The organism is Paenibacillus abyssi (assembly GCF_014640295.1).
GTDB lineage: Bacteria > Bacillota > Bacilli > Paenibacillales > Paenibacillaceae > Paenibacillus_D > Paenibacillus_D abyssi.
The window spans coordinates 98,301-113,384 of sequence record NZ_BMGR01000015.1; the positions used below are offsets into that span (position 1 = coordinate 98,301).

12 protein-coding genes are annotated in these 15,084 nt (G+C 49.0%); 1 reads left to right on the plus strand and 11 read right to left on the minus strand.

Features of this window, described 5'->3' with window-relative positions:
• Window positions 1–14: 14 nt before the first annotated feature.
• The 7 genes from IEW11_RS20230 to IEW11_RS20260 all read right to left on the minus strand — a co-directional run bounded on the left by IEW11_RS20230 (window position 15) and on the right by IEW11_RS20260 (window position 8,188).
• Window positions 15–1,199, minus strand: coding sequence for a M20 metallopeptidase family protein (locus IEW11_RS20230; protein ID WP_188532884.1), 1,185 nt, complete (start codon window positions 1,197–1,199; stop codon window positions 15–17).
• Entirely contained in the window at window positions 1,196–2,107 is a 912-nt protein-coding gene (sdaAA, locus tag IEW11_RS20235; protein ID WP_188532885.1) for an L-serine ammonia-lyase, iron-sulfur-dependent, subunit alpha, read from the minus strand. Before sdaAA ends, IEW11_RS20230 begins: the two co-directional genes overlap by 4 nt.
• Entirely contained in the window at window positions 2,104–2,787 is a 684-nt protein-coding gene (gene sdaAB, locus IEW11_RS20240) for an L-serine ammonia-lyase, iron-sulfur-dependent subunit beta (RefSeq protein ID WP_188532886.1), read from the minus strand. Before sdaAB ends, sdaAA begins: the two co-directional genes overlap by 4 nt.
• Before the next feature lie 39 nt (window positions 2,788–2,826).
• Window positions 2,827–3,900 (minus strand): dihydrodipicolinate synthase family protein, encoded by a 1,074-nt coding sequence (locus IEW11_RS20245; RefSeq protein WP_188532887.1) that lies wholly within the window; start codon window positions 3,898–3,900, stop codon window positions 2,827–2,829.
• Window positions 3,900–4,916: an NAD-dependent epimerase/dehydratase family protein gene (locus IEW11_RS20250; RefSeq protein WP_188532888.1), complete on the minus strand. Its 1,017-nt coding sequence runs from the start codon at window positions 4,914–4,916 to the stop codon at window positions 3,900–3,902. The genes IEW11_RS20245 and IEW11_RS20250 overlap by 1 nt, the downstream gene beginning before the upstream one ends.
• Before the next feature lie 552 nt (window positions 4,917–5,468).
• On the minus strand, window positions 5,469–6,806 hold the full coding sequence (locus IEW11_RS20255) for a GGDEF domain-containing protein (RefSeq protein WP_188532889.1): 1,338 nt from the start codon (window positions 6,804–6,806) through the stop codon (window positions 5,469–5,471).
• Window positions 6,807–6,895: 89 nt separating this feature from the next.
• Window positions 6,896–8,188, minus strand: coding sequence for a putative bifunctional diguanylate cyclase/phosphodiesterase (locus tag IEW11_RS20260; RefSeq protein WP_188532890.1), 1,293 nt, complete (start codon window positions 8,186–8,188; stop codon window positions 6,896–6,898).
• Between the two features lie 220 nt (window positions 8,189–8,408).
• On the opposite strand from IEW11_RS20260, the gene IEW11_RS20265 reads away from it, so the two are divergent.
• Window positions 8,409–9,017 carry a 3'-5' exonuclease gene (locus IEW11_RS20265; RefSeq protein WP_188532891.1) on the plus strand — a complete coding sequence of 203 codons (609 nt, stop codon included), beginning with the start codon at window positions 8,409–8,411 and terminating at the stop codon, window positions 9,015–9,017.
• 16 nt (window positions 9,018–9,033) lie between these two features.
• Here IEW11_RS20265 and IEW11_RS20270 read toward each other — a convergent pair whose 3' ends face one another.
• The 4 genes from IEW11_RS20270 to IEW11_RS20285 all read right to left on the minus strand — a co-directional run bounded on the left by IEW11_RS20270 (window position 9,034) and on the right by IEW11_RS20285 (window position 14,927).
• The gene (locus IEW11_RS20270) at window positions 9,034–11,538 is read right to left on the minus strand and encodes a bifunctional diguanylate cyclase/phosphodiesterase (RefSeq protein WP_188532892.1); all 2,505 of its coding nucleotides are present in this window, start codon (window positions 11,536–11,538) and stop codon (window positions 9,034–9,036) included.
• Between the two features lie 166 nt (window positions 11,539–11,704).
• Entirely contained in the window at window positions 11,705–12,673 is a 969-nt protein-coding gene (locus IEW11_RS20275) for an EAL domain-containing protein (protein WP_188532893.1), read from the minus strand.
• A 157-nt stretch (window positions 12,674–12,830) separates the two neighbouring features.
• A complete protein-coding gene (locus IEW11_RS20280; RefSeq protein ID WP_188532894.1) occupies window positions 12,831–14,462 on the minus strand; it encodes an MDR family MFS transporter in 1,632 nt (543 codons plus the stop codon).
• A 15-nt stretch (window positions 14,463–14,477) separates the two neighbouring features.
• Entirely contained in the window at window positions 14,478–14,927 is a 450-nt protein-coding gene (locus tag IEW11_RS20285) for a MarR family winged helix-turn-helix transcriptional regulator (protein ID WP_188532895.1), read from the minus strand.
• Window positions 14,928–15,084 lie beyond the last annotated feature (157 nt).

Sequence of the window (15,084 nt, forward strand, 5' to 3'; positions counted from 1 at the left end):
CATTTTCCTCCTTTTTATCCGGCCCCGTCTGCAGGAGCTGCAGATAACCGCGCTAACGCAATCCCCGCTAACAATGAAGCCCCTAAAGGAATACAATCCTCATTCAACGAATATTTCGGGTGGTGGAGCCCATACGCCTCGCCTGCACCCTCAGCCGGTCCGGAGCCAAGCCAAAAAAAGCAGCCGGGCACCTGCTGCAAATAAACGGAGAAATCTTCACCGGCCATTGTCGGAGCCGCTGTAATTCTGCGCTCCGCGCCAAGTATATCATCGATAACCTGATCGACATGCCGCATATTTTCATCATGATTGACCAGCACCGGGGTCTGTCTGATGTAGTGCAGCTCTGCTTCACAGCGGTAACCTGCGGCTATATGTTTAATGATCCTCTCCAGCCTGCCGGCCATCTGCTCCTGCACCCGCGGCTCGAAGGTACGGACTGTACCGGTCATTACCGCAGTATGCGGGATCACGTTGTTCGCTTCGCCCGCCCGAATGCTGCCGATCGTCACCACCGCAGGGTCGAAGGGAGAAAGCTCCCGGCTGACGATGATCTGCAGCCCCATAACGATTGCCGATGCACAGACAACCGGATCGAAGCATTGATCGGGAATCGCACCGTGCCCGCCTTTACCCGTGATCGTCAATTCGATTCTGTCAACCGAGCCCATCAACGCTCCGTAACGCGTGGCAGCCATGCCTGCCGGCAAAGTCGGCAGATTATGCAGTCCGTAAATTTCATCCACTCCGTTCAAAGCGCCTTGTTCGATCATCGCCTTCGCCCCGGCATTGATCTCTTCTGCAGATTGAAATAGAAAACGAACGGTACCGTTAAACGTCTCTTGCGTTAACAGCTTTACTGCCCCAAGCAGTATAGCCGTATGGGCATCATGTCCACAGGCATGCATAATGCCCGGATAGGCTGAAGCAAATTCCAAACCGGTTTCCTCTTGAATCGGAAGGGCATCCATATCGGCGCGCAGCGCGATAACAGGGCCAGCGCCTGCACCCTTCAGCTCCGCAACGATGCCATGGCCGCCTACCTCCCTCTTGTAAGGCACGCCCAGCTGCTGCAGCTGGCCGGCTACCTTTGCTGCCGTCCGAGATTCTTGAAAGCTTAATTCCGGATAACGATGCAGCTCTCTGCGAAAAGCAATCCATTGCGAAGCATATGATTTTCCTTGCTCTAACAAGCTCACTTGCCATTCCCCCTGTTCCTGGCGGGCTGATCCTTGTTGCCATACAGCTCCTTCATAATTTTCCGGCCTGTAGGCGTCTGCGCTAAGCCGCCTTTTGCAGTTTCCCTGTGCTTCTCCGGCATCGCCGTGCCGACGTCCAGCATTACATGAATGACCTCGTCCGAGGGAATAACGCTTCGAACGCCGGCCAGTGCCATATCCGAGACTGCCTGAGCCGTGACCGCGCCAAAGCCGTTGCGCACGATGCAGGGAATTTCAACCAGGCCGCCAACCGGATCGCAGATGAGCCCCAATGAATTTTTCAAAGCAAGGCCTACCGCGTGCACGGTTTGCTCCGGGGTGCCGCCGCGCAGCTCGGTGAGCGCACCCGCCGCCATGCCGATGGCAGAGCCTACCTCAGCCTGGCAGCCTCCTTCAGCGCCGGATATAAATGAATTATTAGCAATGACATAACCGATGGCGCCGGCAGTGAACAGCCCGTAAACCAGCTGCTCATCCTCCCACCCGAAGGTTTCCTGCGCGCTTACGAACACACCGGGTATGATCCCGCACGATCCGGCCGTTGGCGTTGCAATAATGCGCCCCATCGAAGCGTTCACTTCAGAGACCGCTAATGCATAAGCCAGCGCCTTGGACGCTTTGTCGCCAAGTGATGGTACATGATTCATTCTGAAGCTTTGCACGCGCTGGGCGTCACCGCCGGTTAGCCCGCTCCGGGATTTTGTATTTTCGGAGAGCCCTTTGCTTACAGCCTCTTTCATGACTTGGTAGTAAGATGCCATTTGCTCTACTATTTCCTGCTCTGTTTTTCCGGTCTCCTGTGCCTGCTCCTGCACCATCAGCTTTCCGATTGTTACCGATTCTTGAGTACACAGTGCTACCAGTTCATTCAAGCTCGAGAATCTCATGGCATCCCTTCTTTGCTTGTAAGATCAATCAGACATACACGCTGAATATCCGGTATTTGCTCCATTCGACAGATCAGCGCTGAAGTTATGGCTTCATCGCTCTCAATCACGGTGAGCACATCGCCTTTCCGCGATTTGCGGTCGACCTCCATGTAACCGATATTAGCCCCCGCCTGCTTCACAATATCTGTGATATCAGCGATGAGTCCCGGGCGGTCCTTGTGAAAAATGAGCAATGTGGGATAACCCGCTGTAAATTTAATATCAAAATGATTGACGCTTACAATCTCGATATTTCCGCCGCCGATCGAACAGCCGGTGACGCTCTCTTCCCGCTCCCCATTCCTCACCATAATCTTTACGGTGTTCGGGTGGGCAACCGGCAGGCTCGAAGTGTGAAACTTCACCTTTAATCCGGCTTCCTCTGCCAGGACAGCGGCGTCTTTGATTCTCATATCATCCGTATCGTAATCCAGCAATCCGGCTGTGATCGCCAGATCCGTTCCATGTCCCTGATAGGTTGCAGCGAACGATCCATAGATCACAATATCGGCTTGCTCCGGCAGGCAGCCCAGAATACGCCGGGCAGTCCGTCCCAGCCGGACAGCGCCGGCCGTGTGAGAGCTGGAAGGTCCGATCATGCTGGGACCGATAATGGAGAATACATCCTTAAACCGCATGTTAGATTCCTCGCTTCCTGCCGGATGCCGCATTGCCTGTTATGCTTGCTCCAGCCACTCATGAAGATGCGCAGCCACGAATTCATCATCGTTCAGATGCGGATACTCCCGATATACCCGGTCGATTTCCTCCGACTGCCCCGGTGATAAGGTCTCCTGCGGATTCAAGCACCAAGTTCCTTTCAGCAATCCTTGTCTGCGCAGCACCTCGTGGATGCCGGGTATACATCCTTCGAAATGATGTGCCGGATCAAAAAATGCAGCATTCGAATCCGTCACTTGAATATTCCGTGTCAGCCACTCTGCCGAAAGTTCTCCTTTATCCCGGATCGCCTTGATTTCCTCCAGCAGCTCTACCGCTTTTTGGGTCCATACCGCCCAGTGGCCAAGCAGTCCGCCGACTACCTTTTTCTCCACCACGGCTCCGTCCACTTCAAACCGGTACGTGGTGAGAAGATCATTGATAATGTTATCGTCATTGCCCGTATAAAGGGCAATCTCGTTCTTGCGGCTGGAGCTGCATACCGCACGGGCCACGTCGATGGTCTGATAGCGATTGAACGGCGCCATTTTTATCGCAACGACATTCGGGATTTCTGCAAATTTCCGCCAAAACTCATAGCTGAATATCCGTCCGCCTACCGAAGGCTGCAGATAAAAACCGATCACCGGGATCAGCTCTGCGATGCGCTCCGTGCGCTGCAAAATATCTTCTTCGCTCCAGCCGGTCAGCCCGCCCATACTCAGCAATCCGGCATCATAACCCAAACGCAGAGCGATTTGCGTTTCATGAACCGCCTGCTCCGTCGGACCGCAGATACCGGCAACCTTGATAAACGGCCGCTGCAGATTGGCTTTTTCAATCTCTTCCGCCGCCATTCGCAGGACCGGCTCATATAAGTTAAACTCCTTGTCGCGGATTTCGAATTGCGTGGAGTGAACGCCTACTGCTATTCCGCCAGCGCCGGAAGCCATGTAATAACGCGTCAATGCCCGCTGGTGCTTTTCATCCAGCTTACGCTGTTCATCCAATGCAAGCGGGTGCGCCGGTATAACGAGCCCTTCATGAAGCGCTTCAGTTAACTCAGCAGCTAACGTCTTTCCAGTTCTCATTAAAACTTCCCCTTCCTTTCTTGAAAGTGTGTCGGCTTGTTCCAGGTCGCTCCGCCCAGCTGCACCCACTCCGCCATCCAATCGATCATTTGCAGCAGCGGTACGCTTGGATAACCAAACATCTGGTGTGACTTGGATGCGTTATTTAATAACGCCGTTTCGGATTCAGTGCCTTCGATGATCGCATTCTTGCCTAAGCGGGCTGCAAACTCGGCGGCCGCCCAGCGAATAGACATCGTCTCCGGTCCGGTAATATTGACAATATTAGGCGGATTCGAACAGGACGTTAGGCAGCGCAAGGCCATCGCATTCGCATCCCCTTGCCAGATGACATTGGCATGGCCCATCGCCACATTAACCGGACGGCCTTCATTGACCGCCTTGGCGATTTCCAGAAGCACGCCATAACGCATATCAATCGCATAGTTTAAGCGGTAGAAAACCATCGGCGTTCCATTTTTATGTGAATGGTATTCAAAGATACGCTCACGTCCGAGACAGGATTGGGCATACTCTCCGATCGGTTCCGGTGCCATATCTTCCGCTGCTCCCCCGCCCCCAACCGGCATAAAGGGATATACGTTGCCTGATGAAAAAACAACGATGCGCGAATCTTTATATTTCTCAGCTACTCGGCCGGGAAGATAAGCATTCATCGCCCAAGTGAAATATTCCTTGCCCGTCGTACCGAATTTATTGCCTGCCATATAAATCACATTTTGCGCGTCAGGAAGCTGTTTTAGCTCCTCATCGTTGAGCAAGTCGCAGGAGACCGTTTCTACGCCTGCCTCCTCCAGCTCCCGCCGGGCCTCCTCGTTTGAGAAGCGGGACACACCGATGACACGCTTGGAAAGCCCACCCTTGCGGATTGCATTCATCGCCAACCTTGCGAGGCTCGGCCCCATCTTTCCTCCAACGCCAAGCAGGATAATATCCCCCTCCACAGATGCCAGATCCTGAACTAATGCATCCGATGGCTCCGCTAATATTGCTTCCAATTCAGCCACTGTTCTCATGCCATATTCCCCTCTCCAAATCGTTATGCTTCTATGATACCGATTCAAACTATATAAAGACAAATCTTTTAATTGTCTCTAAATGAAGATGGGGACGGATTTTTTAGGCTGTCCGGAAACCCAATTGATGAGAATTAGAACTTTCGCAGATCGGTTTGGACGCGCTGGTGCGGAAAAAGCATGCGTGATGTTTGTATAAATCTATGGTGAAAAAAGTGGAATTGAATCGCTATATGCAGAATGCTCCATTTGAGGACTATAGTGAGGAATGCTAACGGGAAATTCTCCCGTAAATCTAATTACCTTCGTACAAATTTACCCGCCAAACTGGAATTTCTCCTGCTAATTCGGCGCTCAAGCGACATGATCAGCTCAACTGATAAAATTAGCATGAGGATTTCCAGCTTTCCTTCTTCCGGAAGCCTTGAAGGATGAATTAGCGGGAGGTTTTCCAGGATAGCTTGCTTCAGCGGATCAAGAACCGGCGCAGATCGTTCCGGTCGAAAGGGCCATCCCTCTGCCCATTCAATGACTTTTGGATCGCCCCCTCCTTCATACATCATTTAAAAACGGAAAACGAAAAATCTGCCGCGGTCTTCCCTTCGGCATTTTTTCCATTCCCGCAATTTCCACTAAGCCGTTATCCATCCAGAGCAGCACCAGCCGGTGAGCACTTCTAACTGTAATATTAAGCAAAAATGAGAGCTCATGCACCTTGTATTCATACTTTCCAAAGCGCGCCATATTGTTTAGAAGCTTACTGAGATAAGCGCTGGTCATCCCGGCATCCTCCGCCTTTTTGATCAATGCTGGGTTCATAGGCGATAAAACATTCTGAACCGGGTCCGCCATCTCTAACGGGCCGATTAGCGTTCTGTCTTCGCGAACGATAAAACAAGTATTTCCTCCCGCATCTTTGGATTTTTGCAGCGCTGACCGCGCATTTGTGCCTGCTTCATTGGCCGTTGCGCCAAAGCCTACCCCAAGGCTGAGCGAGATGCCATACGTTTTACTTGCGTCCTTCGCCAGAGGGATTGTCTTGTAACCTCCCGTTTCACGTTCGAATATACCGCGCGTTGTAAAAAAGAGGTACTCATCCCCTCCGAGCGGCGTTAAATAACCGTCGAGTGATTCGACATATTCCAGTACCATCCGGTGAATATCCAGCTTCAGCTTTTGTACTTCATGCTCATTGTTTCGCTTCTGCACCAGCTTGCCGAATTCATCGACATTAATCATCCCGACCACGATCTGCGATTCCTTGCCGCGGCGCGATTCCGTTGCCAGCAGCGCCCGCTCCAGCGTCACGATAATATCCTGCTCCGAAGGAAGCAGCAGTATGTTAGGCACGCCTAGATTCGAGAGCTCCTGCGCGACAGATTCCACACCCGTAAATGCGACAGAGCATATTCCTTCCTCCGCCTGTTTTTTGTGAAAAGCGATAAGTTTATCCGAGGGTGCATAAGCAGGACCATCATATACGGCCACTTTCGTATGGCTCATTTCAAGATCCTTTTGCGTACGCAGGACCATCGTTTTGGTCAGCGTATCGATCGAAATGCCACCTGTCAGCCGATCGGATTGTAACGAAAGAAACAGCGCTTTGTACAGCCCCGCTCCAGTCAAAGGAACGTAAAACACCGGTACCGATACAGGCATCTTCTCCTTGACGATGCGATGGGACAGCACACCGGACACCAAAAGCACTTCCACTTCTCCAACCAATTGCTCCGCAATTGCCGGCGCTTCCTCCTCATTACGTACGTCACGAAAAATCGGAGAAAAAGTTGGAAAGGTTGGAAGCACTTTTTTGATCTTGTCGATCACCGCATCCGTTCCTATGATGCCTATCTTGATCTGTGGTGTTAGCGCTTGTGAATGCACAGTCAATTTCGTTCACTCCTGATTCAACAGTTTCTTAGCTGCTATATCTTTTAAGAAAAACCTGACGGAAAGATCACCGCCAGGCTTTCAATTTGTCAACAAACTAAACGGTCACTCAAAAAAAGCGCTTCAAGCTCATCTGCCGAAATCGGCGGACTGAGCAGGTAGCCTTGAATGGTTGTGCATTTTGTTTCTTTCAATATTTCCAATTGGCTAACCTCTTCCACGCCTTCCGCGACGATTTGCAGATTCAAGGAATGGCCCAGATTAATAATAGCGTGTGTGATCGCCAGATCACTTTGGTCATTATGTATGTTTTTTACAAAGGAACGATCAATTTTCAAACATTGAATCGGAAAATGCTTTAAATAATTAAGCGATGAGTATCCGATCCCAAAGTCATCAATCGAGATCGAGATGCCGATTGCCGATAGTCGCTCTAAAATCGCAACGGTTTTATCCATATCGTGCATAATCGAGCTCTCTGTAATCTCCAATTCCAGAAAATCCGGGACTAATTCTGACTGTTCGATAATTTGCTTCACATTGTCTGCAAACGAAAGATCTTGAAATTGGACCGGGGAAATGTTGACGGCGATTTGCGCACCGATAATCCCTGCTTCCTGCCACCGTTTCTTTTGTTCACATGCGCTCCGCAGCACCCAATTCCCTAATTCAACGATCAGGCCGGTCTCTTCCGCCAGCGGAATAAATTCAGCGGGAGGAATTATGCCTTGAACGGGATGGTTCCACCGCACAAGGGCCTCCAGACATATAATCTTACCGGAGGCTAACTCCAGTCGAGGCTGATAATACAAAACCAACTGCTCCGTTGCAATCGCTTTACATAGCTCGGTCTCCATCCTCAGTCGGTCGATCGGCATCGAAGAAAGCGAATCGTCATAAAAGCATACTCTGTTCTTTCCGTTTCGCTTGGCCGTTAACAGCGCTATTCCTACCCTCTGGATGGAGCACTCCAAGCCTCGTTCACCGCTGGAAATAACATCAATCCCGATGCTTGCGCTTACCATGCATTCAATGTCCTGCAGCCAGAAGGATAATCTAAACAGCTGCTGTATTTGTTCGGATATGGATACCAAGTCTTCAAATTGGTCAAACCGGATCAAAAAAGCAAACTCATCGTCCCCGATCCGGTACACGGCCATTTCATCCGTGACAGAGCTTAGTCGCAGTTCAACCTGTTGTAACAGGAGATCGCCATATGCATGTCCTAGTGAAAGATTAATCTGGTTGAACCGGTCGATATCCAACAAAAAAATAGCAAATTGCTGTTCTTGATTGCTTCCGTTCTGAATTCTTTCCATTGCCACAGTAAGAGAGTCACTTAATTCTTTATAAGAAATCACTCTAGGTTCCCGGCTTTCCATGGATGCCTCCCTTTAGCTGAACAACATCGATAATCTGTATCTAATCGCAATGTATAAGACGAGAGGAAAATGAGATCGGGATGACTCAGACTCATCCAATATTATAACATGGACAATTGGGCTTAGAAATAGTTGCCAGACACGAAAGAAGGAAATAGGCAGTTTTTTGTCGAAATTCATGTGGATATACATACCTGATCTATATTTTTGAGGTGAAGCAATGAAATTAGATAACATCACAGTCATCGATTTTGAAACAAGCGGTCTTGATCCTGCAAAAGATCGCGTTATTGAGTTATGTGCCATTCGCTGTCATGGCGGAGAAATTGTCGGCCACTTCAGCACCCTCATCCATTTTGAAGGCTATCTTTCACCGAAAATTACGGAGCTTACCGGCATTACGTCCGATATGCTGATCGGAGGAATGGATGAGGAGACGGCCTTTCGCATTCTGAACCGGATGATCGGCTCCAACATTATCGTCGCCCATAATGCCGCATTCGATTTAGGCTTTCTCCACCACACACTGATGAGGCTTGCCGGCAGGACGTTCAAAAATGATTTTATCGATACATTAACGATCAGCCGTCTTCGCCAAACTTATCCGCATACCTTAAAGGATATGTGTGACCGGTACGGCATTGCGTTGGAACAGGGGCATCGCGCCGATTATGATGTGCTTGCATGCTGGCAGCTGCTAAAAAAGTTCAATGAAGAACAGCCGATTGACGACCAGCTTAACAAGCTGGGTTATATCGAAAAATACGGTCCGCCCAAATGGCATCCCGCCTATGCGCAAACCGAAGGCATACGGATTCGCTACGCTTAAGGCTCATCCGTATGTCTCATACAGGCTGCGACTCCTTACAGAACGCCAGAAATTGCCCGGCAGGAAGCGGAGGGCAGAATACGTAGCCTTGAATAGCATCGCAGTTCTGCAATTTCAAGATGTCCATCTGCTCCTTTGTTTCAACGCCTTCCGTGACGACTGTCAACCCGAGTGTGTGGGCAATCTCGATCACCGACCTGACGATGGCCTGGTCCTTCTCAACGGTCGCAATATGTTCGATAAACGATTTATCCAGCTTCAAGCAGTCCACGGGAATGTTTTTCAAATAACTGAGCGATGAAAAACCCGTTCCAAAATCGTCCAACGACATTTGTACCCCTATACTCTTCAGCTCCCGCATCAATTGAATGGTAGAATGGGGATTGTGCATAAACACGCTTTCTGTCAGCTCCAGATCAATGCGCTCCGCAGTAATGCCATTTTGCTCAATACATTGCGAGATGAACTGGATGAGATCCCGCTGCCTAAATTGAATCATGGACAAGTTCACGCTGGCAGAAAACGGCGGCAGCCCTTCAAGATCCCATTGTTTGAGATGTTTGCAGACGGTATGGATGACCCACTCCCCCAGCTTGATAATAAACCCTGTCCGTTCAGCGATCGGAATGAATTCCTGCGGAGAGATCATGCCGAGCTCCGGATGCTTCCACCGCAGAAGCGCTTCCGCACCGATGATCGTATTCGAATCCAAACTCAGCTTTGGTTGATAATAGACTGTGAATTCACCTTGCTCCAATGCGACGGGCATCCTGCGCTCAAGCTGCTGCTCCCGTGATGGCAGCTGACTCATGGATGACTCGAATAAACGATAGCTGTTCCGCTGTTTCTTCGCGATATACATCGCCGTATCAGCCTTCTTCAACCAGACCGGGCCGCTTTCCGGACTTTCATACAGCCCGATCCCGATGCTGGCCGTAATCATAAACTGCCTCCCATTTATTAAATAGGGCTCCGCAATGACCGATAACAGCGTGAATGCCATCGTCTCCAGATGTTCTACACTCTTGACATGGCGTATCATAACGATGAACTCATCGCCGTCTGATCTAGCGATCTTCCCTTGATTATCAACAATCTGTGTAATTCTGCCGGCCACCTCGCGCAGCAGCTCGTCCCCGACAATATGATCAAAAACATCATTGATTAGCTTAAATTGGTCCAGATCAATATTGATTAATGCAAGCCTTTCATTTTTTTTCCGCTGTTTTATTGCCGCCTCGATATATTCATTCATTTCAGACCGGTTGTATAATCCGGTTAACAGATCATGTGAACCCTTATAGGAAACATCCGTGAGAAGAGACTGCAGATTGTCTGTCATCTTATTAATATCTTTTGCCAAGCTGCCGACCTCATCCGAACGATGTACTGCAATCGTTGTTGAAAGATCCCCTCCGGCGATCCGTTTGACCAGTGACGCAATTGTCTGCAGCGGACGGGTAATTCGCCTCGCCGCAAAGAAGGCCGCTATCATCCCGAATATCGATAAAATCAAAAAAAACGTATACGACATCCAGACAAGAGACTCGGTTTTTTGCATAATTTCTTGCTCAGTAGCAACATAACCCGGAATCCGGCTGAGCAGCACGCTTCTTATTTCTCCCTTATAGTCAAACTGCGGCGTAAAATAAGACGCGTACGGGACTCCATCTAGTGTTATCGTCCGCATGGCCGCTTGTCCGCTTCGCTGCACCTCCTGCAGAATCGGCAATAACGTGTGATATACGTCATTATGTTCAGCTAACTGCTGCAAATTTAGGGATTGGTCTCTCCGTTTTTCGTGGGAATCAAAAAACAACCGATTCCCAATCTCATCATTTTGCACATCCGACATTAAGTAGAAGTCGTCTTGTCCAGTTGCGATAAACAAGGTCATTCCTGTTTCTGAGCTTAGAGCGATTTGATTCAGCATCCGGGAATATGTTTGTTGACCTACGACGATCGCACCGATTACCGTTCCATCACCATCTCGAATCGGTGTCGTAATCTGCAGCTTCCCGTCTTCATCGTTAACTTCCCATGATACAACCGATCTGCCTCCATCCATCGCCTCGTTGGTAGAATCATAGGAGAGCTGATCATTACCGTCGAACAGCGGATTGCTCGGACAAGCCAGAATCGGAGTTTTGCCTTCCGGAGTTCTATCCGTGAGCCTTGTAACCCAGACCAGATCAATGCCAAGCTGTTCTCTGGCAATGGCCGCATTGTCACCGAGCGCTTGATGGATTAATGCCGCATCCCCGGTTTGTATGCCCAGGATCACATCCTCGTCGGTTGCCCATTGCTCGGCAAGCAGCTTCGCTGATTTTGTTATGTAGGAAACTTGCGATTCTACGCTTCGTTCCACCAGCTTTATCCTGTCATCTAACTGATTCCTAAGGATTTCAGAAGAATAATTTGTCGTCTCTCTAAGCACCATTTGTATAAATATAATACTGCTGCAAAGCAGTATGATAATTGTCACGCTAACAAATAACACAAACCGCCAGGTAATCGACACCGGGTCACCTCTAATCGTTCATCTGTTGTAAAATAATATCGGATTCAGAACGCTTTTCTGTAATAACAAATGGAAATTTTGTGATGTTCGTTTGCCTTAAAGCAACGGCTCCGAACGAAAAAAATCCGGATGCGATCCGCATCCGGCTTATTCGATGTATCCTATTCTATGTATAATCGATCGGCTCTAGCTGCGGGCTGCCGAATAAAAAGCCCTGCCCCAAATCAACGCCCGCATGTTTCAAATATTCCCATTCCTCTAAACGCTCTATCCCTTCAGCCAAGACGATGCCGTTATAGCTTTGAGCCGTGTCTACGATGGCTTGAATGACTCGCTGCTTTCCTGCCCCCTGCTCACAGTTTCGAATGATATCACGATCGATTTTTACGAAATCCGGTTTAAGCTCTTCTACCAGCTGCGTTGTCGAAAACCCTGCCCCCACATCATCAAGAGCAACCCGAATGCCGCTTTGCCGATAGACGTCAAACACATTCTGCAAATGATTCACATCGTCGATTTTTTCGGTTTCTACAACTTCAAAGACAAAATCGGAAGGATCTAAGTTATATTTCTCTATCGCTTCAAACGTATGGCTTAAGCAATAGTTCGGATTATAAATGGAAGAAGGCAAAAAATTAATAAATCGTTTGATACCGTGCGGAAGTTTTCTTGCACTCGTCTCGATCGCGCTAATCCGGGCTTGACGGTCCAAAAACGAATGAAGGCCGGATTGGCGGGCAACATCAAATAATTGAAACGGTTGAAAATCCGGCTCTCCCGGCAGCGGACGAAGCAAAAATTCATAGGCGTAAATCTTTTCATCCTTCGCACTAATGATCGGCTGCATATGGGAGCAAAATTTCCGTCGGCTGATAATCGCAATCAGATCCGAATGCTCCAACCGTGTTTTAAAGTTGCTAAGCGGTATATAATCGCTGTCCATCTGAAACGGATCGGAATGGCCGGTAATTCTTACATACTGCTCTTCATCGCTGATTTCAAGCTTATTCAGCAGATCAAACAATTGCTCTTTGTTGTCATACGCCATTGAAATCTCGTCTCCACGGGCAGATCTCAGAAATACATTTCCTTGATCGTAAATCGTTGAAACGCTGCTGCAGGAAGAACACTTCATAGTACAACTCCAGTCTGTAAGATTAATAATATGGATCAATTATACATTATACATTAACCAGATCGCTATAAAGCCAATCCACAGCATAAATCGAAAGCTGTATGCCAAGCCCGCTGGAATGCAAAAAAAGGCCCTTTTGGGCCCTTTTTGGCTCCTTCTAATTTTGCCTTGCCGGCTTACCCTTTGACGCGCTGCCGGATACTTCTTCAGAACCGTCTTTCTTCATGGCGCTGCGAAGTGGAATCTCTTTGATGAAGATCGTACAAATAAATGCCAGCCCAATGACAGCCGCACCGGAAATAAACACCCCGGACAGCGAATAACCAAGCGCTTCCCTTAACAGTAAAACCGCCTGATCGAACATCGTCCGCAGCTCAGCAGGCAGTGATTCAGCAGCCGCTGCAAGCTTCTGCGAGTCGAGCAGTGCTTGAGGATCTTTTAATAAGTTAAAGGCAGCCGCTGCTTCCTCCGGTATCTGCACAGGTCCGTTTCGCTGCATCCCGGCCGAAGTTTCCATCATTCTGCTTGATAAACGGTGCACCATAATGGTGGACATGACGGAGACGCCGATCGTTCCGCCCAATGAACGGAACAGCTGCGATGAAGCCGTGGCCACTCCCAGCATTTTATCCTCTACCGAATTCTGGACGGTCAGCGTAAAGACAGGCATTGCCAACCCTAAACCAAGCCCCGTTACGATCATATTTATAATTGCTGTGAGCGTCGTTGTGCTTGTATCCATCCTGGATAACATCAGCATGCCAATCCCCATAATTACGATTCCGATTAATGCAAGCGTCTTGTATTTTCCTGTTCTTGTCATCATTTGTCCGCCGATCGCACTTCCAAGCACCAAGCTCAGCGTCATCGGCATGACGACATACCCCGATAATGTAGCGGAAGTACCAAGTACGCCCTGAATAAACCATGGCATATACATGATCGCTCCGAACATTCCCGCTCCGAGAAGAAAGCTCACAAGGTTAGAAATGGAATATACGCTGTTCTTGAACAAATGAAGCGGAACAACAGGGCTTTTCACCTTGAGCTCGGAGATGATAAATAAAATCAGCGCAGCCAGCGCGCCACTGAGCAGTCCAATAATTTGAACCGATCCCCACGCATACGTCGTGCCCGCCCATGAAAAAGCAAGCAATAACGGAACCATCGTCAGCGTCAGGAAAAGCGAGCCGAGATAATCGATCGATTCGCCCCGTTTGCGCTCAACTTTGGGAAACATCATCCAGATCATTACGAAAGCGATGATGCCAAACGGCAAAAACACCCAAAATACCCAATGCCATTCCGTATGGTCAACGATATACCCGCCGAGTGTCGGGCCGAACACACTTGCTAATCCAAAGACACCCGTCATCAAACCTTGCCACCGTCCGCGCTCCCGCGGAGCGAATAAATCACCAACTGCCGTAAATGCGGTAGACATAATCATCCCGCCGCCTAATCCTTGAATCCCCCGGTAGACAATGAGCTGCATAATATTTTCGGAAAGCCCGCACAGCAAGGACCCGACGACAAACACACCAATGCCGACTAAGATGAACGGTTTACGGCCATATATATCGGATAGCTTGCCTACCAGAATCGTTGTAATGCTCGATGTGAGCATATAAACGGTAAACACCCAGCTGTAATACTCCATACCGCCCAGACGCTCTATGATCGTCGGCAGCGCTGTGCTGATAATGGTTTGATTCAGCGCGGCAAATAAAAGCGCGGCCATGACCGCCACCATAATTGTTATCTTCTTGCGATGGTCTAAATTCTCCATTTCTTTACCCGCTCCTTAATGTGAGGAGTCCACTATTTTCATAAGCAGACCAGTCAAATCATGTATCTCTTGATCGGTTAATCCCGTTGTTATCCGCTCCATAATGGCGATTCGTTTCTCTTTAATGGCCTTCACATGCTGCTGTCCCGCTTCTGTAATCTCAAGCATTACAACTCGGCGGTCGGATTCCCCTCTTTCCCGGCGAATTAACCCTAGACGAATCAAGCTATCCGCCATGCCTGTCACCGCACCGGAAGTAATGAACAGCATATCTGCCAATACAGATACCTTCTGTGGCCCGGCTTCCGATAAAATCAGCAATACTCTCGCTTGCGTCAAGCCAAGGCTTGCGATGTTTTCCTTTCCCCACTCCGCCAACAGCTGTTTGCGAAGCAGCCGGAATGCTTCTTCCAGACGGATCATGTCGTCCCGATACTGTGGGGTACTACCCTTATTCTCCTCCATTAACAGCCTCGCTTTCACGTCTATTCATTTAGTAATATATAATTTAGTCCAAAATATTTTAGTACTAAAATATAATAAAACATCCGGCCTTATTCGTCAAACCTAAATAAAGGAACCCTTAAGCCTAGTATCAGCTCATTCGGGTTCCTTTATTTAT